This is a genomic window from Moorena sp. SIO3E8 (assembly GCF_010692445.1).
Classification (GTDB): domain Bacteria; phylum Cyanobacteriota; class Cyanobacteriia; order Cyanobacteriales; family Coleofasciculaceae; genus Moorena; species Moorena bouillonii.
Window position 1 is genome coordinate 1 of sequence record NZ_JAAHHM010000101.1, and the last position, 25170, is coordinate 25170.

Sequence of the window (25170 nt, forward strand, 5' to 3'; positions counted from 1 at the left end):
GGGTCAGGCATAGCACAAGTTGTGAAGAGTACAATAGGGTAAGCTGAGCATCGAGTAGGTAAGCAGTTCATCCTTCTATTTTACCATTATCAGCAGCTGCTCAAGTATTTCTGCCGCGCTGCACTAGTACTAGCAGCGAATACTCTAATCGTCGAGATGGTGTACCTCGCTACCGCCTTCCTTCATGGGGTCTCTTTTGCAACTGAAAGTTTAGCGGGAAATCTTTGGGGTGCTGGTATCAAAAAGCAGCTCGTTCCATTAATGCAAATGTCTGGAAGTATAAGCTTGAGCATAGGGCTGGGGTTTGCTTCGATACTGATTGTCTTGCCAGATCCTCTGTTTGGGTTGCTAACCAATCATGGGGAAGTAATTGAGGAAATACATCACTATCTCCTATGGCTACTACCAACTTTAGGAGCCTGGTCTCTCACTTTAATGCTACAAGGATATTTTCTAGGCTTAATCGATGGAGTGGTCATCCGCAATAGTATGGTAAGTGCGATTGTTATTGGATTTATCCCCGCAGCTACTGCTGCTTGGAAATTTCACAACAATCAAACGATCTGGTTAGCACTATTTTTATTCATGGTTGTACGAATGATTATATTGGGAATACAGATACCCAGCAGTCTTAGGGGAAATGAGGCTGAAGGGGTGACGAAATAGCCTGAAACGCTTTAAATGTAAAGTGTTCACCATTTTGTGGTCAAAAAAAGATAGGTCGATTATTTGCAACAAGACCTACCAATTGAAAATGTTACCTGCATTCTACCAAAACCACTTAAGGTGCGCTTTCCTTGTCTTGATGCAGTCGCTCATGGGGGGAACCCCCAAGACCGCGCTGCATCGCTAGGCGAATTAAATTCGCCACGGGTCGCACCTAAAAACTCAACTTAGTAAGTCAGAATACTTATTCCTTTTAATTCTGCTTAGTCTCGTACAGACAATTAAAAACGTAAATTTAGAAAAATTAGCAAATATTTTATCAATTCCCATAAAATTTGAAAGTCGTAGAAAAGCGATGCAGCGCGGTCTTGGGGAGGCAGTGCGGTCTTGGGGGTTCCCCCGGAGACGAAACCTGTTTATTGTGGAGCCTTTATAGTTAGCAGGTTATGCAGAAAAGGGTTAAATATTTGTTAATAGCGATGCAGCGCGGTCTTGGGGAGCCAGTGCGGTCTTGGGGAGGCAGCGCGGTCTTGGGGGTTTCCCCCATGAGCGACTGCCGTGGTCTCCCCCATGAGCAACTGGCGTGGTTTCCCCCACTCGCGCTTTGCATCAAGACAAGGCTCCACTATCTTACGGTAACTATCGCCTTTGGCGACGCTTGGCCGTAGGCCACGCCAAAGGCGAACGCGAACAAACCATGAGCAACTGCCGTGGTTCCCCCCACTCGCGCTTTGCATCAAGACAAGAATACAACGATTTTTATGATTGCCTAATCTAACGATTGAAAAAATTTGGTTTCCAATTGTAAAAATCTGGTTATCAACATACTTTACAACTGAACAATTAATTTATGTAGTGATAGATCGCACAAATTGGAGTCGCATAAATTTTATCATGATTAGTATAGTTTGGGATAAAAGCGATGCAGCGCGGTCTTGGGGAGGCAGTGCGGTCATGGGGGGAACCCCCATGACCGCACTGCCGTGGTTTCCCCCACTCGCGCTTTGCATCAAGACAACGCTTTGATATTGAAGAGATGTTCCGAGACTATAAGAGCGGTGGATATAATATGGTAGGCAAAAGTAAAGAGGGTTTTAAAATAATAATATCCCCCCTTGTTAAGGTTCCCCCCTTATTAAGGGGGGCTAGGGGGGATCTCTACTCCCTACTCCCTACTCCCTACTCCCTACTCCCTACTCCCTACTCCCTACTCCCTACTCCCTACTCCCTACTCCCTACTCCCTACACAGTCACCGAAGGTTTACTGCTGACATTTTCCACTAAATTGTCAGCAATCCCAGTCTCAGGAAATGCGCGCTTAATCACATAGGATTCTAACAGTGTGCGCAGCCAACTTGGACACCAGCGACGCCGACAGAACTCCAATAACTTTCTCTCGAAACTCCCCTCTTGAGTTGACCACTTAGCTGGGAGTTGACGATTCTCAATCACCCACTTCCAAATCGACCACATTGAAGGATCATCTTTAGCCAAATTCCACTTTTTGACTTGACGAGAGAACACATCTCGTACAGATTGTTCATTCCATTTAAATACATAAAATGGCACATCATCCTGGTCAAACCGAGTGATCTGTCGAGGATTGAGGAAAGTGATTCTAGAGTTTGGTTCCAAGAAAATTGTCTCCCCTAAATCCGTTGCCTGCATACATAAATCCGTATGACTCGCCAAGCTATCAAAGACTTCATCCAGTTCAATAGACTTGATCAGAGAATGACGAGCTAGGATACAATGAAACTCAATAGAATCTACTGGGGTACGATGTAAATCCTGCTCAACATCCCGTAATTTAGTAGCGTAGAGCAACTGCTTTTGCTCAAACCACTTTTTACCATGCTTTCTTTGGTGAAACTTGGTTTTAATCCCAGCAACATGTACCTCAATATCAGGAGACCCTGGTTGCCCTTGTAAAATTAGGGGAGCAACGATACCAGCTTGCTCTTGTTCAGCACAGTCAACCAAAAGTTTTAACCAACCAGGCTCTACAATCACATCATTATCAATAAAAACAATGTAATCCGCATCCTTAACAAACGGTAGAGCTATGTTACGAGCAACATTCGATCTCAAATAGCGTCCGCGATGGATCAAAGTCATGAATTCGTGTTTATCTGCCTGCTGTTGCAGATACTCATGCACAGAGGATGGAGCATTGCCATCTACATAGATTAGCTCAAAAGGATAAGAAGAATAATCAGCAATAATACTGTCTAGGGAAGGCTTTGTTAAACTAAACCGCTCCCTCTGAGTCACGATTAATGTTACCTTAGATAAACCCATAAGCTGATAGATTAACCACGTTATGATTTGCTTCAAGTCTATCAGTTACAAGCAAAAAAAGCCCACTACTTTAGTATTACTGAATCAAGCAATTCTGGATAAATATAGCCGTTGTTATACTAATTCTGACTCCCCATCACCCCATCTCCCCATCTCCCCATCTCCCCATCTCCCCATCTCCCCACACCTCCCACACTTCCCACACTTCCCTCTCTTTCCCGACTCCCTAAAACCTCTGACTCCCCATCTCCCCATCTCCCTATCTCCTTATCTCCCCATCTCCCCATCTCCCCATCTCCCCACACCTCCCACACTTCCCTCTCTTTCCCTACTTCCTACTCCCTACTCCACTAGTAACTTTATGGTTCTTTGCTGGGGTTTGATCCACAGGGGTATCTACCGCTGAATACCCCCTGCCACTATCCACAGGAACAGGGGGTTGTAGCTGCTTGATATCGTTGATAACTGCTCCCAACAGTACCTCGTTTTCATCTAACTCTTCGATCACCTGAGATAAAATACTGCCCTGGGTATAGCCTGGTCGAGTCACCAACACAATCCCATCAGTAAATGGTTGTAGTAATAGGGCATCATTACAACGAGACAGACTAGGCGAATCAACTACAACAAAATCAAAGCGACCACGAGCATCTTCCAGCAAATGCTTCATTTCACTCGATTCTAGGATCCCCGCAGCTTTGCGCAGGGGACCGAGACTAGGGAGAATCGAGAGATTTTCAAAATTTTGGGCTAAATGAATACATTCAGTCTTAGAGCCATAGAAGCGCAAAGGTTCCAGTGGCGCGTCCATCAGGTGAATCACGTCTTGAGATTGAGCTACAGAATGCGATCGCAAATCCCCTTCTACCAACAGAGTACGCATACCGGCTTGGGCAGATGCGATCGCTAAATTGTAAGCCACGATCGTCTTTCCTTCATTCGCTGCTGTACTAGTCACCAACACCACTTTTACCGCAGGTTCCTCCCGCAGACGAAGATTAGTGCGAAACCGTTCGTAGAACTCTAACTCCAAAGCCTCTGGTCGGGTTATTATAGCAACTTCACCCCGGTAGGACTTGAGACCGATTGTCGGTAAATCCCCCAGTAATGGCACACCATTGTCCCGAAGTATGGGCTTAACATCCTCTGGCGTGTATAAGGTATTATCCAGGGTTGATAGCAGCAGAATCACACCAGCACCTACGACAATACCGATTACACCACCTATTGCCAAGGTAACGATCGGATTACTTGCTGTCTGGGTCATTATTGCTTTCGGTTCTGCAATTCCAGCGATCGCAAGACTACTCTCAGTCTCCGCCTCTGCTATTTTGCTATCTGCTAATGCTACCTGCAACTTATTGTAAAATTCCTGCTTAAAAGCAACTTGCTGAGCCAGTCGCCCTCGCTCCAGCTGCTTATTGGGCAGCTGCTGATATTGCTGTCTTAGTTCCTGTTCCGTTCTTTGGGTAGCTGCCAACTGCCGTTGAAGTGATTCCCGCTGGGTTTGCAGAGCTACCAACTGATTAGCCAGTGCCTGCCGTGCCGGGTCCAGGGTACTGTCTTGGCGGATTTGACTGGGCAATGGAGAGGTAAACCCATTACCACCGAGAACTTCAGCAGCACGATTCTGAAGTAAAGTCTCGTAAGTCTGTTGCTGTTTGCGCAACTCAATCATAGTTGGATGTTGCGGACGCAACTGCCCCTTTAGCAGTTCCATCTGTGTCTCAGTATCCAGAATCTGAGCTCTCAGACTAGCAATGATCGGGTCAGCACTAAGGGCAGAAGACGTATAGGCTTGGTCAGGGGTCAAACCTAGCCGTTCGATTAGGCTAGAATACTGAGCTTCAACCCCCTCTAGCTGTATCTCAAGACTACGTTGTTGTTGTTGGCTACCAGTAATCCCACCCACTAACGTCCCATCTTGAGCAGCAAATAAAGCTGGTCCTTGTACACGGTCATACTGTTCCAGTTTTTGTTCCGCTTCCCTTAGTTCCTGCTCCGCCTTAGGCAAACGTTCTTCTATTACTTCAATAATCCGTCTTAGTTGTGCTGTGTTGATAAAACGGCTCTGCTCCACCATTCTCTCCATCAGCATTTGGACGATGGTTGCAGAAATTTCCTTATTCTTATCCCTATAGATTACCGAAATAAACTGTGGTCCTTCTGCTTTTGGCAATTTCACCACTGTATTTTTAACAATGTCTTTGGAGCTGACTTGCATCCCAGCTGCTACTTCCTTAACCACATTGTCTGCCAGCAGCGTTTCCGGTGTCGCCCTTTGTTTACCTTGTTCTGAAATCTGTATCCCTGTCTGGGAAAATACCTTCACAGGAGTGGTATATATCAAGCGACCTTCAGCTCGGTAAATCGGAGCTGGCGTTGGCTGTATAGCCACAATCCCGGATATGCCGGTAATCAGGAAAAACGTGGCAAAGCCAATTAACTTATGCTGATTGAGAGCAATCAGGTAACGTGTGACAAAAGGGGGAGTCATAAGTAATTTTCGCTATTGTTAAGGCAGCAGTAAGCTTACCCCCGGCTGAAGCACGGGGGCTTTCGCCCAGACTTCAGAACGTTGGTTTTCAGTAGCCCTAGCATACTTGACGCGCCTAGACTCCAAATTAATCGAATCCAAGGGTCAACCGCCGAACCTCCAGGCTGGCTTACTCTACGAATGGGAGGGATTGCTCGCATTCGTAGCTTCTACAACCGAGTCAATTCTCGGACAGCCCCAATACTTCGTTTTGCGCATCACTCGCCGACACTGACTTACTGGCCTAGCCGTTACTCTGAAGTTAAGAGTGCCTTTGCCTATTTCAGTCTTCTTTAATTATAGTTGACGGCTAAAAGCGCGCTATTACGCTTCCTCCCCGCTTTAAAAAGACGGGGATTCCGCGTTTTTTGATTTTTGTGATCGAAAAATCCTGTAGCCTATTTCTATTTTTACCGCTTAGTCAACAGGGACTCGGAGCACCAGTTACAAACCGAGACAGGTACTGGAGTTTTCTGTCCATTCATTAAGGTATCCGGAGATTTTTGTGCTGTCGATGGAAAAGCTAACCCCCTAGGGCAGAGCTTCCATCGATTTCTGCTCCCGTCATACCCCAACCTTATCAAAACAGTTCTGGTATTTCCTCAAAAAACCTCCGGAATCCCAGAAAATCGTTGAAGGGTCGAGTCACTACACTCAGAGCGGCAGAAATCTTAGCAATAAGACTTCGACCAACCACGATCACATCTTCATCTTGAAGTGGTACGTTTTGGGAAACATCACCCTTTAGTAGCTTTTCCCCGTCTAGTTTTTGAGTCACCGCTTTGCCCTGTTCTGGATCAAAACGAATTAAGGCAATGCTATCCAAATCAGCATCATCTGGGTTAGGAGAAATTGCTGTTAAGGCATCAATAAACGTACTACCATTAGCTAATGTCAAGTTACCAATTGTGCCATTAGGATAGCTCAACACTCGAACGCTGATTTGTTGTTGAGCTAGATTAGAACGAGCTACCAGCTGCCTATCATAATCGGTAGTATTACCCACCTCCAACTTTCGCACAATAATAGCATCCCCATCCCGGAGGTTCAATTCCGATGGAGTTGTCCCATTTTGCAGCGGTGTCAGCAAGTCAATTTCTCGCTCAATGATGGAATTATTCACCACCGACTTACGACGAATCAAAATAGTCCGCAAATCAGCAATCGTAGTTGTACCACCCGCAACACTAAGAGCTTGATTCGGTTGAGTTCCTGGTGGCAGGGGGTAATAGCCTGGTCGAAACACCTCACCACTCACCGTAATCTGAACCTGTGGTGTACTCAGTAGGCTCACAACTACTTCAGGATCAATCACAAATTCATTTAAGACATTTTGAATTAAATCTTGAGCCGCCTCTAGAGTAAGTCCCACCACTCGCAGCTTACCGAACAGCGGTACCACAATATTTCCGTCAGAATCAATAGCACTTTGAAAAGCCAGATTCGGAAAATTTGTCACACTCACTGCGATTACATCTTCTCGCCCTAGGTAGTGGCGATTAAATTCATCAGATGGACTCACCTCTGACAGAGTCTCTGGGTAGCCCAAAGGAGGTAACATTTCCTCCAACTGTTCCAATCGATTCTCCTCTGAGACCGGTTCAGGGTTGCTCAACGGTGGTGGCGGTGGCAACGTTTCCGTTACCTCTATGGTTTCAGGGGTAGTCTCAGGGGTAATCTCAGGGGTAGTCTCAGGGGTAGTCTCAGGGGTTTCCAGTTCAGTCCTTTCCCGTTCCCCTGATTCAACAGTTTCCCTTGTTTCCCGTTCCATGGAACTAAACGTAGGCAACTGAGCGCGATCGCTAATCCCATCCCCAATATTGTGTACCGATGTCGGTAAATTTCCAACAAGCTTAGCCAAACCAGGGCTGACCCAGACTCCAGAACTAACCAGCCAGAATAAGACGGTACCCCCAAACAAAGATAAATTCAGAACTTGGTTGCCAAACTTTTGGGTGTCAGTTGTCATTTTCCAATGGTCACGTATCATCTCAAGCCTGAAATCTCAAGTCTGAAGTGGCAAGTAGAAAGTCTGAAGTGGCAAGTCTGAAGTGGCAAGTCTGACGTTTAACTTCTACTTGTGGATAAACGTTTTAGTCAACCCTAAGTGTTCCAGCAATACACCCATTTCATCCTTGAGCCTTGATCCCTCATCCTTGAGCCTTCATCTTTTATCCTTGATCCTTCATCCTTGAGCCTTCATCTTTTATCCTTGATCCTTCATACTTTTAATACTACTAGCTTCCTCCGCAAAAGGATCGCTCATCAAAGCAGTCTGAACCATTTTACTGAGAGATTCAGCTATTGGCCTAGAATTTTCAAGATCACCCAAAGGTTCTATGGGAATTTGGATATTCACCGCAACCCAAGGAACCCGCTTGCGGTGTAACTGAGCCAGTTGATCAGCCCAGAACCAACGGCTAGGAGCAGGATTACCACCCTCTGGCCAGGCATACCATTGTACTATCGCAAAGGTTTGCCGCTGATTCCAGGCACGAAAGAAACGGGCGTTAACAACACTTTTGGGGTGGCTTTTGGGCTGGCTTGTGATGGTCGGATTCGCCTGGGTGTTCCCCTCAACATCAGATCCGTTGACCACAAACTTGATTTGACTATAAGAATCCGTCTTCCATTGTCCCAATCGTTGTCTCATAAATCCGCTAATATCTTCCCATTCTACCTGTGGCTGGGATTTAGGACCATTTTGGGGAAGCAAAAATAACCACACTGGTTTTTGCTGATCCTGCTCTATGAACTGCAAAGACCATTTATGGCCGCCAATCCTGATGGTTTGTTGCTCAACAGTTTGCCAGTCAGATAGTTCTATTCCCGTCTTGCGGATAACTTTTATCTGTTGGAGGTTAGTCACTGGTGGCAGTTTTGCCCAAGGCCAGTTTCCTGTCAAGTAACCTGGTACTGCTCCGATTATTACCAAGACTAACAGCAACACCAGTAAGACTCCCCTGGAGATTTGCCAGGGCTGGATTAACTTCATTAAACTTACTGATTTCATCATTCTATAGTCTTTATCAGAATTATGAGGTACACAGATTTTTTTTCCTATTCCCTGTTTCCTATTCCCTGTTCCCTAAAATACCCAAATTGTGTACCTCACCCAATAATTAAAAACTATAACCTTTAATCTTGATGGTTAGCCAAGGGAGTCAAGTTGGCTGTCTGAGGGGAAGTATTTTTCAATCAACTTCATTAATAGAACCAACATCACTAACATCATCGCTGAATAGAGGTCACCGCCCCAGCTTTCATGGAGCCAATGAAATGCCTGATCTTGACCACTGCCATGGAAAAAGGTAAGCACACTATTGCGGACAATATTAGCACTAACACTTATCACCACTGCACCGGATAACAGCCAAATAGTCTTTAGGCGTGACTCAATAGCACCGCTCCAGTAAAGCAACATCAAACTCACATACAGGCAAGTAAATAACATCTTAAGACCAGCACAGTGGGGCGCTACCTCCACAATTCGGTCACTTACGAACAAGTTAATCCCTTCCAGTCTGACATTCATCCCAAACTGAGTCAGAATAAAGGCAGCCATCCCAGCAATAAAACGTTGTAGGGGCAAGATATAAGGTTCAATCAAATAGGGAACTGCTGTTGGAGTTGCCAAAGCCACTAGCAGCAGGGGAAAACTTTGCAGCTTAAAGCCACCAATCCCTTTTAACCATAGGCTCATACCAGCTAAAACTATGGGAAACGATAAATTTACCAGTTCTGATTGACCGCTAAGATAGCTTACTCCTCCAATTATCAGTAAGACTACACCAAAGGGATGCGCTGTATCAGTCAGCTTATGCCACCGTCGTCGGTTTGTCCAGACAATATGGGCAGCAAACGGTAGCCCAATCAAACCATGGCTAAAGTATTCATGGGTAATGCTGATACTTTTGTTGAGCCAGCCATTATACCAATGCATCAGCACAGGACCATAAATAATGACTAGTAAAGCGATGATACAACCGTCCAGTAGATAGCGATCAATGGCAATAGGAATTTTGCGTCCAATTTGCATAGTTTAATTACTAATAACTAATGGCTGAAGCACCTCGAATAAGTTAGCTAACCCATCAACTACCTGCTCAATCTGCTCCTTGCTCAAGTTGGGATAAATTGGTAGAGATAAAATCTCATTGCACAGAGTTTCGGTATGGGGAAAGTCACCGGCTTGATATCCCAAGTACTTGTAAGCTGGCTGGAGATGGCAAGGGATCGGATAATGAATACCGGTTTGAATTCCCACTGAGGCAAGAGCATCTTGGATGCTCTGTCGGTTAAAGGGACATTGTTGACCTACCCGAATCACGTAAAGGTGGTAGACATGACCTGGCCCGCTGTGGTTTTCTATGGGCACAATCCCCTGACCTTCCAAAGCCCTGAGTAGATTGTCGTACTGCGCAGCTGCCCAGTAGCGTGACTGGTTCCACTCAGTCAAATAAGGCAGTTTGACATTGAGGATAGCAGCTTGTAACGTATCTAAACGGCTATTTTTGCCGATGTCGGTATGAAAATATTTGCGAGGTGCTCCGTAATTGCGAAGCGATCGCACTTTTTCTGCCACCGTAGCATCATTAGTGATTACCATGCCACCGTTACCAAAGGCACCCAAGTTTTTACTCGGGTAGAAACTAAATGCTGCCGCCTTGCCCACAGAACCAGCATAATAATCCTCTCGCTTTGCTAAGTGAGCTTGTGCTGCATCTTCAAAAATTAGTAAGTTGTGGGCATCAGCAAATGCCATTAACTCACTCGGAGATACCATCTGACCGTAAAGGTGCACAGGGACAATTGCCTTGGTTTTAGCTGTAATTGCTTGTTTGGCACTATCGAGATCAATTAGGGCAGTACGAGGGTTGCAATCCACCAAAATTGGCGTAGCACCAGCAGCTATGATGCCCATCACTGTAGCGATAAAGGTGTTAGCAGGACAAATCACTTCATCCCCAGCACTAATGCCAGAGGCTTGTAATCCAAGTGCGATCGCATCGGTCCCAGATCCCACTCCGATACCGTATTCGACACCACAAGCAGCCGCAAATGCTGTCTCAAAATTGATCAAGGCTTTACCGAGAACAAAATCTCCCTGCTGCACTACAGCTTGAATTGCCTGCTCTAGCTCGGTTTGAATAGGTCCGTGTTGTTGAGCTAGTGAAACGAAGGGAACTTTGACCGGAACTTGGTAACTCATCTATTTTGTATAGGAATTGATAGTACACTGTATGGGTATTAACAGCACAGATTCACATCATTATTCTCTTCTTGAATGTATGTTGAATCTACATGAGTTAACACGCTATAACTGTCAAGATTTGGTAAAGTTTGAGCCACTGGTAGGAGTGAGTTATTGGGGCTTTGACCATAGCAGAAGCTCACTGACTTTCGGAAAATTGTATATAAATAAAGCGATCAGCTAATTAGGTGTAAACTTAGCCGTTTTGGTGGTTTGTCCGCCATTGTCCCATCCCCGGTTTACCCATTCCTACCGTTCTTGATTACAATTACAGCGTTCCCAAAACCACCGTGCCATGACACATCATTACCAAAAACCATCAAACATCTTACCCAAAAGTGGGCTTTTCCTTTACTTTAGGAGGAATTGGGTAATAGTTTAGGGTTCTGAATTCCTCTGGTTTACCAAACTTAGTCATGAAGGAGTGCTGAGTACAGAGTGTGGTGAATATCTCCTGCTGACCAATCCGGTAAATGCTTCGCGCTTATTGGTGGGACTAAGCACTATGCTGTTGCGATCGCTTATTTTTGTAAGCCTTACTAGATCTTATCTCCCCTTTTCTTTACCATTTCTTCACAAATTTCTTCACAAAGTCTTTACTGATTTTTTAGTTTGGGCTAACCATTTAAGTCAAGATAGTTAGGAGAGCCCTTTCCTTGATAGCCTGATTCCAAATCCAGGTTTATAACCCCCTGTCAGCCATGCAAAGCGCGATTTAGTTTGAGCTAACCAGTTAAGTCAAGATAGTTAGGAGAGCCCTTTCCTTGATAGCCTGATTCCAAATCCAGGTTTATAACCCCCTGTCAGCCATGCAAAGCGCGAGTGGGGGTTTCCAGGCCAGTTGCTCATGGGGGGAACCCCCATGACCCCATTGGCTCCCCAAGACCAAGCTGCATCGCTTTGCTGAAGTTTGGAGGTAATTCGCCCACACTGTTAATTTGCAAACACCGTTAGAGCAGGTCAGAAGCCTTAAAATAAGTCTCCCTCATTTTTTCCTCAACAGCTTATAAAGTCTATAGCTTATTAATCCAGTAATATTTACCAAAACTAGCTCCTAGCTAGGTAAGGATTTCAGATTTCCCCATAGAGTGTTATAATAAGTCTATAGTTTCACATTTGATTCACACAATCTTTAAAATTAGATAATTGAAAATTAATAGCTGTTTTTGATAAGCTTTCCCGTAGTTACTTTATAAAAACAGGTAGTGGGGCATGGTCACATAGTTCGAATCAATCGTTTGCTATAGTCCTATAGGGTTTCCATTTGCTTTGTAAACAAAGCACCCTTTTGAACTCATATTTTCAGCTAGTTTTGCGTTCACAACTCATTTATAGTTATCTATCAAATAGATCCCATTATAAGATAGCTATGCATCGCTAGAGAAACATCAATACTTAAAAAAGTATCTAAAATTATAGCAGGAGTGCCATTTATGAATTTATTTCCATCGGTTATGTATCTGCCTACGAATCTAGTGGTCAGTGCAGTTAATCCCTTAAAGTATCCAGAGAGGAATTTATTAAACTAGGCTCTCCCGGCTTTGCGGTGATAAGGCAAGCTTATATCACGTAATTCCGCCAGTTCCACCCACGTTGATTGTCGATTTTGTGCCTTTTGATACCTTTGAAACCATAGATCCGGGAGAGCCTTAAACTATTGGCTATTGGCTTAATTTTTTTTGAGTTAGTGTAAATCATTATCGTTATGGAATGGTGTTTTTGCCAGAGTTATCACCAATAATAAACAAAGTAGCATACCAAGTATTTATATTATAAACTTGACGATAGTTAAGATGAGTTACTTAGTCCAACCAGTAAGTCTGATCGTTTTGATACCTAGATCAAAAGAACCAATAACTTGGAATAATCAGGAGGATTTATCCTAAGGGTGATGACTAATTATTGCCTCCTGCTTCAGAGGGTGAGAGTAATTTGGGTTTTCTGTCTCTATTTTTCTAAAAAATAGCGCCTAAGCACGTCTGTCTAACTTACTGCTCTATTGAGATGAATAGCTTTTGGTATATTCGGTGTTGGTTCATTGCATAAGCATCAACAGACAAAGCCGATTGACTATCTAGTGAGCAAGGCTATAACGTCGAAAGTTAAACCAAACCCTTTGAATTAGTAAAGTTAAAATTTTTCTCTTAAAGGTGAAAATTCAAACACTAAAGTATCTAGGATAATTAGACACCAGTTGCTAAGTAACTGATAGATATAACTAACTAGATATAGGTGTTTCGTGTAGGAATTGTAAAAAGCGATGCATCGCTTGTCCACCTGTCAAAGGTTAACTTGACAGACTACTCGCTCTACCAATAACATTCATGCGCATATTAATCTACTCCTATAATTATCATCCTGAACCGATAGGCATTGCCCCATTAATGACGGAACTGGCAGAAGGTTTGGTCAAGGCAGGACATGAAGTACGAGTCCTCACTAGTATGCCCAACTATCCCCAGCGCTCTATCTATGATAAATATCAAGGCAAGTACTATCTGACTGAAGAAAGAAAGGGAGTAATAATTCAACGCTCCTATGTCTGGATTCGACCAAAGCCTGGTGTAGTGACACGGATACTACTAGATGGTAGCTTCGTCGTGACCAGTTTGATTCAGGCTTTCCGGGGCTGGCGACCTGATGTGATTCTACTGACAGTACCGTCGCTGCCGGTTAGTGTGCCAGCTGCTTTACTTGGTTGGTTGTACAACTGCCCAGTATTACTGAATTTACAGGATATTTTGCCAGAAGCTGCTGTACAGGTTGGTCTAATTAGAAACAAACTAGCTATCCGTATCTTTGAAGCTTTAGAGAAGTTTGCCTACCACAGTGCTCATACAATCACTGTTATTTCTGAGGGATTCGTTGACAATTTAGTAAGTAAAGGAGTACCATTAGACAAAATTACCTGTATCCCCAACTGGGCGAATGTTAATTTTATCCGTCCCTTACCCAAAGAAGGCAATTCCTTTCGCACTGCTTACCATCTTGATGGCAAATTTGTAGTACTCTATTCCGGTAATATTGCCTTGACTCAGGGACTCGAAACAGTAGTGAAGGCGGCTAATCTGGTCAGGCATATTCCAGAAATTGTCTTCGTCATTGTTGGAGAATCTAAGGCTCTACAGCAGCTACAGCAAGACTGTCAGACTTGCAATGCTAGTAATATCAAGCTTTTACCTTTCCAACCCCGAGAGAAGTTACCAGAAATGTTGGCAGCAGCAGATATAGGTTTAGTTGTGCAAAAGCGTAACGTTGTTTCCTTTAATATGCCCTCAAAAATTCAAGTGCTATTGGCTTGCGGACGACCGATCATTGCTTCTGTGCCTTTGAATGGAACTGCAGCGCGAGTTGTTCGACAAAGTGGTGGTGGTGTAGTGGTACCACCACAACAGTCCCAGGCTTTAGCATCTGCAATTGTCGAATTGTATGAAAATCCTGAGCAGGGGGTATCTCTAGGTCAACAAGGTAGAAAATTTGCTCTGAAGCACTTCGCCTATCAAAACGCTCTCAACTCCTATGAAGCACTATTAACTCAAATTACTAAGAAACCTAACCATAATTCACTGATTGAATTACAGCAGTTTTCAGATTGATAACCTAGGTCAGAGCAGATACACCAAATCAGATCCTGTCCCGTGGTACGTGGTAATTTTCACCGATACTACCGGACTGGATATCATAACCCAATTTAGAACTTCCATATATTTAGATGTTTTCCCCTTTGCCTTTTACACCCAAGCCTTTTGACTTATTTCGTGCTGCGTCCAAGAGTAAACGTTGCTCAGCACGGGTAATTGCCTGGTAAGTCGCTTCCACATCTTTAACATCAACAGAAATCGAAGTAATTCCCCACTGCACCAACAGATCAATCAATTCCGGATCCTGAACCGTAGCTTGACCACAAATTGAGCAAGGAATACCAGCTTCTTTTGCCATTTCGATTAATTGCTGAATTGCTTGTTTGACCACTGGATGGCACCCTGCCATCAGTGTTTCCAACTGCCTCTGTTCCCGATCAGCTCCTAGTAAAAGTTGCGTCAAATCATTAGTACCAATAGAAATTCCTTGAACACCTGCCTTAACATAGTCTGGTAGCAGAAACAACACAGATGGCACTTCTGCCATAATCCAAAGTTGAAAATCAGGATTATCAGTAAGTCCTACCTGTTCTACCCGACGGCGGCAAAAGGTAAACTCTTCCACAGTACGTACAAAGGGCAAAATCAGCCGTAAATTCCTGCAGCCGTAAGCATAAACCTCCTGTAAAGCTGCCAGTTCCAAATCAAAGCTAGCTGGGTCACTCAGATAGCGACGAGTGCCACGTAGACCAAGCATCGGGTTAACTTCTGCTTCCGTTACCAGGTGATCCCCACTCAGGGATGGAAATTCATGGGAGCGCCAATCCGTGGAGCGATAAAATACAGGACGTGGTGCCAAGGTAACCGTAAATTGAACAATTAACTGAGCCAAGCGTTCTACCAACTCACGCTCATGGCCCTGTCTGTGCCACTGACTGGGGTGCAGATTATTCAAAATCTCCAACATCATCACTTCTGAACGCAATAACCCCACTCCATCCACTGGCAAACCCACAATTTTTTCTAGGGAGTCCGGCTGGCTAAGATTAACCAATAATTGAGTAGCAATGGGGAAAGTATTTTGAAAGTTAGAAGGTTGAAAATTGACTTTTGCTTCCCTTTTTCTGAATCCTGAGCCATGCAACTTTTCAACCGGAAACCCTTGCTTAGTTCCTAGTCGATAAACTTCTCCCTGTCCCCCATCCACAAGTAGAGACTCCCCAGTTTCTATGATTTGGGTAATACCAGCCGCACCCACAACACAGGGAATACCAAGTTCTCTAGCAATAATCCCAGCATGACTAGTTATCCCTCCTTGTTCAGTAATAATAGCGGCTACGTGCTTGAGCCCAGGTAGCCAGTCAGGAGAAACACTTTGGGCAACCAAAATTCTACCAGATACAATTGCTGAGACGTTTTTGCCCTCACCCGATATCACATGAGCAGTGGCTGTAACTCTTCCTGGTGCTGCGGGTAATCCTCTCACAAGCATAGGCGTGATGGATGGGTTGACAGTGTGTTCACTAAAGTTGCTCCCAATGGAGTCCGATGAGGCTTCAAGCACATTGGGTCGGCTACCCACTTGTACAGACGTAAACAGCTTGCCGTAGGAAGTAGTAGAACCAACAGAGTAAGCTAGTTTGGAAGCATGATGTGACGGTTCAACCCTCAACTGGCTAGCATCCCACTTTTGCCCAGTTTGAGGACTAAATTTCGTAATTTGTAACTCTGGTTCTGAGTTTTCTGAGGTTTGCCATAGTGTCCACTCTAGAGAAAAGGTAGGACTAATATCAGCCACTAGACGCTGGCTGATAGTAATTAGCTCTTGGAGGTATTTGTCCTTTAGGGTGTACTGTTTTTGTTGCTCCTCACTGAGTAGATGGGCTTGCACACTGTTCTCAGTTAGTGATAATGAGTCTGGTTCCAGATACAACCCATAGGCACGGGTTTTACGACCCAGTCGTGAGGCTAGCACAATACCAGTTTCGATCTCAATTTGGTAATAGTCTGGCACTACTTCCCCCTTCCCCAATGCAGTACCTAACCCCCAAGTCGCTTGGATGTAACCCTCAGTTTGGTTAATCTGGAGTGTACCAGAAGCGATCGCATCCCACATTGGTTGTATCAAGACTGCCAAATTGAGCTGCTGGAGACCAATACTATGCCGTTGCCAGTAAAATAGGCTTCTGGCGCGAAATAGTTCTGCCCAAACCTGTTTTAAAGACACTTCCATTGCTAGTGGTTGCCTAGGGCAAATATAGGATCCCAAAATTTTATCTGGTAAGGTTGAAAAAATCTGGGGTTGATCTAATCTTGCCACTCCAGTTTCCCCAGTGTCCTCCTCAATTCCCGACCCTGGTGATGTCATGGATAAGGAAGGGTGAAAAATTGCTGCTGGGGCGAGTGTAGTTTCTGATATTTCCGATAGGGTTGATGCCAACACCGAAGCTAAAGTCGCCCCTTGAATTTTGTGACGAATTTGCTGAGCCACTTGCTGTAGCTGGCGAGGATTGTCCACATCTACGTAAAGATAAGAAGAAGGTAAATCAGCTAACAGGGGTTCAGACTTACCTAAAATTGCGATAAATTCCCACAATGCCTTTGCACTCACCACAAAGCCAGGTACAACCGGATAATCCCGTTGCAACAGCTGACTTAAGTTAAAGGCTTCATTGCCCACAAAGGGATACTCTGAAGCTTGAATCAGATCAAGAGAATAAAGATTATCCACAAATCGCCGCCTAATCCTGTTATTGCTCCGGGATTTTGGCATCATATCTCGAAGGCATAATATCTCTTACCATTAATCACGTCCTATTCACATAAATCGTTAATTAAAAATTGAGTCTCAACCAAGAATGATAAGTAGTCAACTGCACATGATATTATTAATCCTTGCTGTGCTTTGCATCACGCTCTTAGAGGCAGAAAACGGTAGAAATACTGAGGGATTCTCATTGTTAGTCTTGGCATCTTGAGAAATATCATGCCAAATAAATCCCCCAAATTATGTTACAGGGAATTGAGACCCTTAAAAAGGGTCTATTAAGTCTGTTTCTGAAATCGAACTGTCCCCTATGTGAGCGCCCTGCCACTGATGAATTGTGTGATTATTGCGAGCAGCAGTTACTCCGCTGCCAACTTGACAAAAATCAATTTTTATGTAATCAAAATCTCCCACTGTTTGTCTGGGGCAATTACGGTGGTCCATTAAAACGAGTACTCGCTGCCCTGAAATATGAAAACCAACCCCAGCTAGCACATCCCTTGGGCCATTGGCTGGGTAAAGCTTGGTTAAAATCCTCTGCCACCCGTAGCCAAAACCAAAAATTAATAGTAGTTCCCATTCCCATGCACCCTACAAAACAGCAACAAAGAGGTTACAACCAGGCAGAGCTGATTGCCCGAAGTTTTTGTGAATTAACTGGTTACAAACAAGCACCACTGGGTTTAGAAAGAGTCCGGGCAACTCAACCTCAGTTTGGTTTATCTGTCCAAGAGCGAGCGCAAAACCTAGCAGATGCCTTTATTATTGGTAAACACTTTCTCAGACATCATAGCACCTCACCCGTACTAATCCTAGATGATATCTACACCAGCGGAGCTACAGTCAACTCAGCCACCAAAACTCTAACAAACCATGGAATCAGCGTATATGGGTCAGTAGCGATCGCAACATCTAGACCATCGGTAAAGTAATGAAAAAACGTGGGTCAGTTGATGATGGGATGATGGGGTGATGGGGTGATGGGGTGATGGGGTGATGGGGTAATGGGGTGATAGGGTGATGAAAATCTATAGATTTTCCGTCAAATTTCATTACTGAAGCAATGTTCTAGAAACAATAAAGCCTGTCAGTACCAAAGTTCTCAATCACAGAGTCTTACTGACCACTCAGTACTAACTGGTCAGTATTGACTGGTTTGAAATGCTTCACAATTTGCTGGGGATTCCCAATAACTACCACGCCGGGAGGGACAGACTGACGAACCACGCTGCCTAAACCTACTACACTATTTTCCCCAATGTGTACCCCTTTCATCACCGTAGCTCTAGCTCCTTTCTCGACAGTAGAGCACGCCGATTTGTAGCCATCCAACTAGGCCAACGGGGAATGTTTTGGATAATAGTAGGCTTTTGGGGATAAGAGGCATCGTAGCAGGCTGGAATTTTTGCCTCGTCCCAGCTTTTCGTAGCTCGGTTAGTCCAACGTTCCCATAGATCGATATGGTGAATAGGAATTAACCTGATATCCAGTTCCCCCAGGTGCTTCTGGAAAACCGAGTCTGATGCCTTTTCCAGAGTATTGACATACTCCCACCATCAAATCAAAGATTATGATGGGGGATTCTCACTCTTCGACTTCGCGAGTAGTGATTCTTGGTTCAACGAGACAACTTATTGAATCAAGTTTCCCTTCATCAACAGAGGCCGAACTCACGCCTGCGCGTTACCGGTTTCCCGGCAGTTCCCCAATGCCCTTGGGTACTGTTATACTCAACACCTAAAATACTCATGCCCTTCTTGAGAATGTTCAACGCTGCGTTAGTATCACGACAGATTTCTGTGTGGCAACGTGGACATTTATGAGTTCTGGTGCTGAGTGTTTTCTTGACTCGATCACCACAATTAGAGCAATTTTGGGATGTATAATTAGGTGGGACTGCCACAACTGTCTTATCCCAAACTTGCCCATAGTAGTTAAGCCATTCGGTGAATTGATACCAACTCGCATCATTAATAGACTTAGCCAAATGATGATTCTTGATCATGTTGCTGATTTTGAGGTCTTCATAGACAACCACATCGTTAGAGTGGACTACGCACCGAGCTAATTTTACTGCCCAGTCTTTACGCTGTCTTTGAACCTTGCCTCCTAGCGTCGGCAGGCTAGCGCCAACAGATGGCACTTCCCCAGTCTAATCCTGGCTTTGTGGTAGTTGTTTGATTGAGGTCTTTGACCTTTAACAAACTTTCGCTGATTACGGCGTTGTAGTTTTTTAATTCGTTTCTCAGCCCGTCTTAAATACTGAGGATAGATAGCTGCATTATCCTTTTGGTCTTTGTAGAAATACTTAAGACCTAAATCGATGCCGATTACTTCCCCAGTATAATTACCTACTTCTTTTCGGTTGGCATCAAAACAGAATTGAGCATAATAGCCGTCTGCCCGTCTAACAACTCGTACCCGATTGATTTTTAGCCTAAACAAGTCTTCCCGGGTTTCTGAATTACAGAACAGAAAGAACTTACCCGCCTTGAACCCGTCAGTGAAGTTGATGGTCATGCACTCAGGTGAAAGTTTCCACCCCGTGGTTTTATACTCAACTGAGCGAGAATGTTTTTTGAACTGAGGATAACCTTTATTTTTAGCACCCTCTCTACAGCGACGATAAAAGTTAGAGATGGAATTCCAAGCCCTTTCTGCTGATGCAAGGGCGACCATTGAGTTCAAATTTTTAGCAAAAGGATATGCGCGTGCCAATTCTTTGCACAGCAGAGATAGACGAGCTTTGTCAACCTTTGGCTCATCTCGCCATAATCGAACGGCTTTATTCCTAATGAATTGAGCCGTTCTAATGGCTTCATCTAAGGCTTGGTATTGGGCTAGTGACCCGTTTAACAGTTTAGCTTCTCTAACTATCATGCATAGAATGTTACCATAAGCGATATCGGATAAACATGATTCCTGCATTATTTTTTTAGTGGTCGGAATTCATCTCACCGCCAAATCGGAGATTATGGCGGGAGCCTTCTTCCGACATTTAGGTAATTTCGTAGTCGTTGGAGCCAAAGGTGAAGGGTGTAGTTTGTGCGACTGGCTTTGCCCAATCCACCCTAACTTTAGTGTTAATTGACTTTCCGGACAACCACAAATTTTGTATTGGTGATGCTCTGACCGAATTAGTAGCGCTTTCCTCCTCAAAGAGTCTCGGTAAGAGGAATGCGATCGCAGCGCCAGATACTGCTAGCTGGAGTAATGTTCTACGTTTCATCGCTTATGACTTCACTAAAGTATCACTGGATCTGTACAAGTAGGGTTTGGACTTAGTTTCTACCCCATTCACCACCAAACCCAACAGTTGAGCATTGTGCTGAGCCAGTTGTTCCAAGCTGTCACTGACAAAGTCACGCTTACTAATCTCAGGTCGAACAACAAACAACAAATTACGGATGACAGCAGCCATCAGGGCAGTTTCACTGGTCATACTGACTGGAGCACTGTCAATCAAAACATAGTCATAGTCACCCGATTCCTCCGCAGTAGCTAGGCTCTGCTCAAATTTCCCCTGAGTCACCAGCTCCACAATTTTGCCTTTTTTGTGGGAGGTAGGCAGTAAGTCAAGACTCGGTTGAATCTTTACCGGCTGTCCGGGTTTGAGGGGGTCATGGTGATGACCCAAGCGCTGAGAAAGGGTGGCCTGTCGGAAATCTCCATCCACTACCAAGACCCGAAACCCTAAATCTACCAGAGCTCTCGCCAATCCTAGAGTGACAGTAGTTTTGCCTTCTGAGACCATCGCGCTAGTAATCAAGATGCGACGGTCCTCTCCAGAGCGTAAGCTAATCACCGATGCTAGTCGCTGAAACTCTACATCCGTTTCTGTACCCAGCTCTAATCCCATACCAGCGTGTCTCAGATGAGGGATATTGACCACCATCGGGAACTTGATTGCCTTTAGATCTTTCGGGCTCAGCAGTGGGTTGCGCCGTTCTAGCAGCAATACCAGCGCTATACTACCCACTGCCGATGCCAGAAAACCATTAGCTATGATTAACAACTTCTTTGGACCAGCAGGCTTCTCGTCAACAGTGGGAGGGTCAAGCACCTGTACATTGGGATAAGCACTAAAGGCATCAAGATTGACTTGCTCGATTTGAGCAACTAAACCGTTATAGACTCCAGCAGCCACATCGTACTGTCGCTTTAGTTCCAGCAGCCTAGACTGATGGACAGGAATCACCGTTAAAGTACTTTTCATCTGGTCAATCTGCTGCTGTAATTGCTCAGCCTGTTGTTGTTGACCACTAGCAGCACTTTCCGCCAGAATCAGTTGCTGGATTAACATTGCTCTTCCTTGAGCACTATCAGTAAGCGTCGGGTCTACTAACGTATCACCAGCTGCTAGAAAGATGTACTGCTGAATCTGCTGCTGCAACTGCTCACGTTGTAGCAGCAGATTTTGGATCTCGGGATGAGCATAGGTATAAGTAGTTTGAGCTTTGACCAAAGTTGCTTCCAGTTCAGTCAACTGCTGCCGCACAAACTGGTAATCCCGGTTTTCTGCTAGACCTAGAGACCGGATTGCTTGCTTAGGGGTAAGACCCAAACGAGTCGATAGGATTTGAAGCTGATGTTGACTAGCTTGAGCTTGAGCTTGAGCCTGAGCTTGGCTAATACTCAGATCAGTAATTGCCCTCACCAGTCCTTCAGTTTGGGCTTTGCTATTCACTAAACCAGAGGATTCCTGAAACTTTGCTAATGCCTCCTGAGACTGATCCAATTTTTGCTTAGCTCGCTCTAGCGCTTTCTTATTAAACTCAACCCTAGTGGTACCATCCGCTTGACGCAGTTCATTCAGACGCTCCTGATACGCACTGATCAGTGCCCTGACTCGATCTCTTGCTAATTCTGGACTATCCCCACTGGCATTCAACCAGATCGTAGTGGATTCCTGGTCAGGAGATACCGCGAACAACTTTTTGTATTGAACCAGCCTTTGAAAATCCGTTTTCTCTGGGTCAGACTCCAACAAGCGCCTCATCAAAGCATCACTGGTTAGAATAGATGCCTGCATATTCAGAGGATGACTTTTAGTCGCCAATTTAGAATCCCCCTTAGTTAATGAACCAAGAGTTCCTAAACTAGCTTGTAACTTGCCTGTTTCTGGTAGAATTAGCTGTGCTTTAGCAATCCAAAAAGGCTTTAATAAAGAAAAGGCTCCAAAGCTACCTCCCAGCACCAAGGAATTAAAAACTAATAAAAGTGTCCAATGTCTATTCAGGATCGCAGCTACTTTTTTCATAAGATATATTCCTAATTATTACCATTTTGAATAAAATGGTAATTTATATAAAAATTAATCTAAATAAACGGTTGTATAAATAATCAATAATAAATTTATTTATTTAAATAAGTAAAAGTCTAATTTTTTTCAATTTTCAATTTTCAATTTTCAATTTTCAAGTTCTGCCAGATAAGTGCTCCCATCGATAGACAAACTGCTCATTTCGCTGTACTTCCGCAAGAATTGCCCCTAACCAGACGAAAAAATACCACAAATACACTGCCATCCAGGTCAAGGGTGTTCCGTTGAGAAGCATGTACAAAGCCACCAGACTGGCAAATGCCCACTGGCAATGATGGTTACCACGAATCGCTGGAGTCCAAGTATTCCAAAGGGTTGAACCTAGTGCAGCTAAGAAAAAGATCAAGCCAATGATGCCGTTCAAATAAAGAACTGAGGCGTAGGTTGAAAACGAACCCAAAGCAATGTCATAGATATACCATTTGACGGAGCCTTGTATAATTCCCCATCCCATCCAGGGGCGTTGTTGCCAAGCCTCAAGGATTTTAGTAACCACAAGTTCCCGGTCTTTAGAGGATTCGGCAGGAGCACTATTGAAAATTTCTAGGGGCTTTTTCAGTAAATCACTTAAGGTCAGACCTCCCAAAAGAGCACAAAGTAATGAGCTTAATGAAGCAATCCATAAAGAACCTTGACGAGCCACACTGCTGCGGAAACAAGCTGTAATTACCAATGCGATCACAAAGGAAATCCAGGATAAACGACTAAAACTAATTAGCAAAGCCGTTAAACAACCCGCTACAGATATTTGACGTAAGCGGCGGTTTTCTTCACCCAAGCAGATGAAAAAACTTAGAATCGAACACACCCCTACAATCGGGGGGTCTGGGGTGTAAAGAACTGTCCTGGGTAACGGGATACCAAAAAAAGGTTGTAAGTCAGCAAATGTAACTAGCAAACTCAGAGCACCGCCGGGAATCAGACGCGCTAAGGGCGGTAGAAAAGGTTCTTTGCCTAGTCCCGCTGCCAGCATGACCATCTCAATGGCGATAGTCACTAAATATCCTGTTGCCATCCAAGCTACAGCACGGGTGACCACCTTAACCCTGATGACATGCCAAAACGGTAGGAGCAGTGCGGCAACAATTAAACAGTAGCTTTTGAAAAAAGTTACGAACGTAGCAGCAATTTTATGCAAGGGAAACCCTACGTCATTGAGACCAAACGTAGCAGTCCAGACCATGACTAGAGCCATACCTAACCAAGCCCAGATACAAACGGGTATCGATCCCCTAGTGAGTTTGTCGATGTCAAAGTTTACTCCTAACAAACCAACAACTACCGCTGGGTAGAAGAGTGTTTGTATTCCCAACAACCACCAGAGCGGTGTTAGCACAATCACCCAGTAAATTACTTTTTCTGGAAATGACATGGCACCCAGTTTAAAGTTTCTGGTCTGGAAATATGGTATGCTAGAGGTCATAGTTAACAGTCCATACTTTGATGTTTTAGAGCACGTTTATTATATGAGAGTGATTCAAATCTGCTAGCTTCGTTCATTTATACTGTTATTTTGGCTGTTATTTGTCATTTTTTATTTTTATTGATAGTCCCAAGGCTTTGCCGTTTCTATAACACTATTGTTTGATCGCGTTTATCATACTTGTGATGTACAGTCAATTTTATTCCCCCCTTATAAAGGAAGAAAGGAAGAAGGGATTCCTACTCTCTACCCATGATTTTTTACATCACTCAAGTGATAACTGCTATATATGAGCAGCCACAATAACATTGTGCCTATTTAATGCCTTAATTTAGATTAGAGAAATTACCGATTAAACAGTACATTCGCTTAACCTAACCTTCAGTAAATTTACTGAAGGTTAGGTTATAACTGACTTTTACCTAACTTTGTCAGCTGATTAGCCAATTTCCCTAGTAGAGACTGGTAACTTAAAAATTGTTTGGCAGCGATCAGGCGCATACAGACGATATAGAGACTCATAAATAGGAAGGGCTTCAGGATTGTTGGTAACCCTAGACAACTCACAATTGCTAGCAGTACAATCACAGCAGCTTTAAAGCACGGTAGTAAAAACTTAATCAATGGCCAACCTAGTGCTCCGCAAGCTACCCACCACCAGTAAACTGTCCAAACAATTCCTAGCACGAAAGTAACTGCAATTCCCACCCCAAGTATTCCTGCTTGCTCAGCACCAATGATAAAGCTCAAGAACGCTACGGGAGCAATCATAAGGTTAACCTTGGCGTTAATCCCAGTTCTGCCTTTTGCTGCAAGCATATTAATCAGTGAATTATTGATCAGCCTAAAGTAAGCAAACACCAGTAACCAGGGAATTACCTGGCAGGCTGGCACCCACTTCTGGCCAAATATCATAGAGATGACCTGATCGTCTACCACTAAAAAAAATAAGGCGTATAGAGGAGCCCCCAGGAAAGCCATTTGTTCAACCATTGTGACTAGAACACTTTGCTGCTCTTCGTCATTCTCTAACTGTGCGAATCAAGACATTCCTACCTGATTAATCACCTCACCCATTACAGTGTTAATGGTCTGGGTCAATTGGTAAGCAAAGTTGTAGTATCCCAAATTAGTATTACCCAGCAGTTTACCAATTACAAAGTTGTCACCATTGGCATTTACATAAAATCCCAAACTGGAAACAGTGGCACCAAAACAGAACGACAAGACTTCTGAGCTAGCCTGTGGATCAATCTGTAAGCGGAATTTGTGTTCTACATGACGACGACTAATCCAATACTCTATAAACCAAAAAGCAG

Annotated in this window: 22 protein-coding genes and 1 pseudogene; 5 read left to right on the top strand and 18 right to left on the bottom strand. The window is 44.1% G+C overall.

Going from position 1 to position 25170, the window contains the following annotated elements:
• Positions 1–96: 96 nt before the first annotated feature.
• On the top strand, positions 97–666 hold the full coding sequence (locus F6K46_RS28875; RefSeq protein ID WP_293063547.1) for an MATE family efflux transporter: 570 nt from the start codon (positions 97–99) through the stop codon (positions 664–666).
• Positions 667–1136: 470 nt separating this feature from the next.
• On the opposite strand, the gene F6K46_RS28880 is transcribed toward F6K46_RS28875, so the two are convergent.
• Entirely contained in the window at positions 1137–1403 is a 267-nt protein-coding gene (locus F6K46_RS28880; RefSeq protein WP_293063551.1) for a hypothetical protein, read from the bottom strand.
• A gap of 1 nt (position 1404) precedes the next feature.
• Between F6K46_RS28880 and F6K46_RS28885 the strand changes: the two are divergent.
• Positions 1405–1584: pseudogene (locus tag F6K46_RS28885) on the top strand (IS4 family transposase); the annotation flags it as partial.
• Here the strand turns inward: F6K46_RS28885 and F6K46_RS28890 are convergent.
• Positions 1515–1676: a hypothetical protein gene (locus F6K46_RS28890; RefSeq protein WP_293063549.1), complete on the bottom strand. Its 162-nt coding sequence runs from the start codon at positions 1674–1676 to the stop codon at positions 1515–1517. The pseudogene F6K46_RS28885 and the gene F6K46_RS28890 sit on opposite strands and share 70 nt — an antisense overlap.
• Positions 1677–1702: 26 nt before the next feature.
• Between F6K46_RS28890 and F6K46_RS28895 the strand changes: the two genes are divergently transcribed.
• Positions 1703–1996: a hypothetical protein gene (locus F6K46_RS28895; protein ID WP_293063543.1), complete on the top strand. Its 294-nt coding sequence runs from the start codon at positions 1703–1705 to the stop codon at positions 1994–1996.
• Here F6K46_RS28895 and F6K46_RS28900 read toward each other — a convergent pair.
• The 7 genes from F6K46_RS28900 to F6K46_RS28930 all read right to left on the bottom strand — a co-directional run bounded on the left by F6K46_RS28900 (position 1909) and on the right by F6K46_RS28930 (position 10715).
• The gene (locus tag F6K46_RS28900; protein WP_293063539.1) at positions 1909–2940 is read right to left on the bottom strand and encodes a glycosyltransferase; all 1032 of its coding nucleotides are present in this window, start codon (positions 2938–2940) and stop codon (positions 1909–1911) included. The two genes, F6K46_RS28895 and F6K46_RS28900, sit on opposite strands and share 88 nt — an antisense overlap.
• A gap of 146 nt (positions 2941–3086) precedes the next feature.
• Entirely contained in the window at positions 3087–3281 is a 195-nt protein-coding gene (locus F6K46_RS28905; RefSeq protein WP_293063533.1) for a hypothetical protein, read from the bottom strand.
• Positions 3282–3295: 14 nt separating this feature from the next.
• On the bottom strand, positions 3296–5464 hold the full coding sequence (locus F6K46_RS28910; protein ID WP_293063531.1) for a tyrosine-protein kinase domain-containing protein: 2169 nt from the start codon (positions 5462–5464) through the stop codon (positions 3296–3298).
• Between the two features lie 619 nt (positions 5465–6083).
• On the bottom strand, positions 6084–7472 hold the full coding sequence (locus tag F6K46_RS28915) for a polysaccharide biosynthesis/export family protein (protein ID WP_293063529.1): 1389 nt from the start codon (positions 7470–7472) through the stop codon (positions 6084–6086).
• A 237-nt stretch (positions 7473–7709) separates the two neighbouring features.
• Positions 7710–8519 carry a cyanoexosortase B system-associated protein gene (locus tag F6K46_RS28920; RefSeq protein ID WP_293063527.1) on the bottom strand — a complete coding sequence of 270 codons (810 nt, stop codon included), beginning with the start codon at positions 8517–8519 and terminating at the stop codon, positions 7710–7712.
• Between the two features lie 135 nt (positions 8520–8654).
• Positions 8655–9542 (bottom strand): cyanoexosortase B, encoded by an 888-nt coding sequence (gene crtB / locus F6K46_RS28925; protein ID WP_293063525.1) that lies wholly within the window; start codon positions 9540–9542, stop codon positions 8655–8657.
• 3 nt (positions 9543–9545) lie between these two features.
• Positions 9546–10715, bottom strand: coding sequence for a DegT/DnrJ/EryC1/StrS family aminotransferase (locus F6K46_RS28930; protein ID WP_293063523.1), 1170 nt, complete (start codon positions 10713–10715; stop codon positions 9546–9548).
• Between the two features lie 2366 nt (positions 10716–13081).
• Here F6K46_RS28930 and F6K46_RS28935 point away from each other — a divergent pair.
• Complete coding sequence (locus F6K46_RS28935) at positions 13082–14353, top strand: glycosyltransferase family 4 protein (protein ID WP_075900952.1); 1272 nt, start codon at positions 13082–13084, stop codon at positions 14351–14353.
• Between the two features lie 112 nt (positions 14354–14465).
• Here F6K46_RS28935 and F6K46_RS28940 read toward each other — a convergent pair whose 3' ends face one another.
• Positions 14466–17069 (bottom strand): putative PEP-binding protein, encoded by a 2604-nt coding sequence (locus F6K46_RS28940; protein ID WP_293063520.1) that lies wholly within the window; start codon positions 17067–17069, stop codon positions 14466–14468.
• Between the two features lie 278 nt (positions 17070–17347).
• On the opposite strand from F6K46_RS28940, the gene F6K46_RS28945 reads away from it, so the two are divergent.
• On the top strand, positions 17348–18037 hold the full coding sequence (locus F6K46_RS28945; RefSeq protein ID WP_293063518.1) for a ComF family protein: 690 nt from the start codon (positions 17348–17350) through the stop codon (positions 18035–18037).
• A gap of 184 nt (positions 18038–18221) precedes the next feature.
• Here F6K46_RS28945 and F6K46_RS28950 read toward each other — a convergent pair whose 3' ends face one another.
• The 8 genes from F6K46_RS28950 to F6K46_RS28985 form a co-directional block, all read right to left on the bottom strand.
• Positions 18222–18380 (bottom strand): hypothetical protein, encoded by a 159-nt coding sequence (locus F6K46_RS28950; protein ID WP_293063516.1) that lies wholly within the window; start codon positions 18378–18380, stop codon positions 18222–18224.
• 379 nt (positions 18381–18759) lie between these two features.
• Positions 18760–19248 (bottom strand): transposase, encoded by a 489-nt coding sequence (locus F6K46_RS28955; protein ID WP_293063514.1) that lies wholly within the window; start codon positions 19246–19248, stop codon positions 18760–18762.
• Positions 19215–20033 carry a transposase gene (locus F6K46_RS28960; RefSeq protein ID WP_293063509.1) on the bottom strand — a complete coding sequence of 273 codons (819 nt, stop codon included), beginning with the start codon at positions 20031–20033 and terminating at the stop codon, positions 19215–19217. The genes F6K46_RS28955 and F6K46_RS28960 overlap by 34 nt, the downstream gene beginning before the upstream one ends.
• Before the next feature lie 70 nt (positions 20034–20103).
• Positions 20104–20334: a hypothetical protein gene (locus F6K46_RS28965; protein WP_293063507.1), complete on the bottom strand. Its 231-nt coding sequence runs from the start codon at positions 20332–20334 to the stop codon at positions 20104–20106.
• Between the two features lie 3 nt (positions 20335–20337).
• Positions 20338–22365, bottom strand: coding sequence for a GNVR domain-containing protein (locus F6K46_RS28970; RefSeq protein WP_293063505.1), 2028 nt, complete (start codon positions 22363–22365; stop codon positions 20338–20340).
• A gap of 157 nt (positions 22366–22522) precedes the next feature.
• The gene (locus F6K46_RS28975; RefSeq protein ID WP_293063503.1) at positions 22523–23851 is read right to left on the bottom strand and encodes an O-antigen ligase family protein; all 1329 of its coding nucleotides are present in this window, start codon (positions 23849–23851) and stop codon (positions 22523–22525) included.
• A 405-nt stretch (positions 23852–24256) separates the two neighbouring features.
• Positions 24257–24844: a hypothetical protein gene (locus F6K46_RS28980; RefSeq protein ID WP_198954104.1), complete on the bottom strand. Its 588-nt coding sequence runs from the start codon at positions 24842–24844 to the stop codon at positions 24257–24259.
• Positions 24845–24892: 48 nt separating this feature from the next.
• Positions 24893–25170: oligosaccharide flippase family protein (locus F6K46_RS28985; protein ID WP_293117591.1), on the bottom strand; the 278-nt coding region annotated here is incomplete at its 5' end.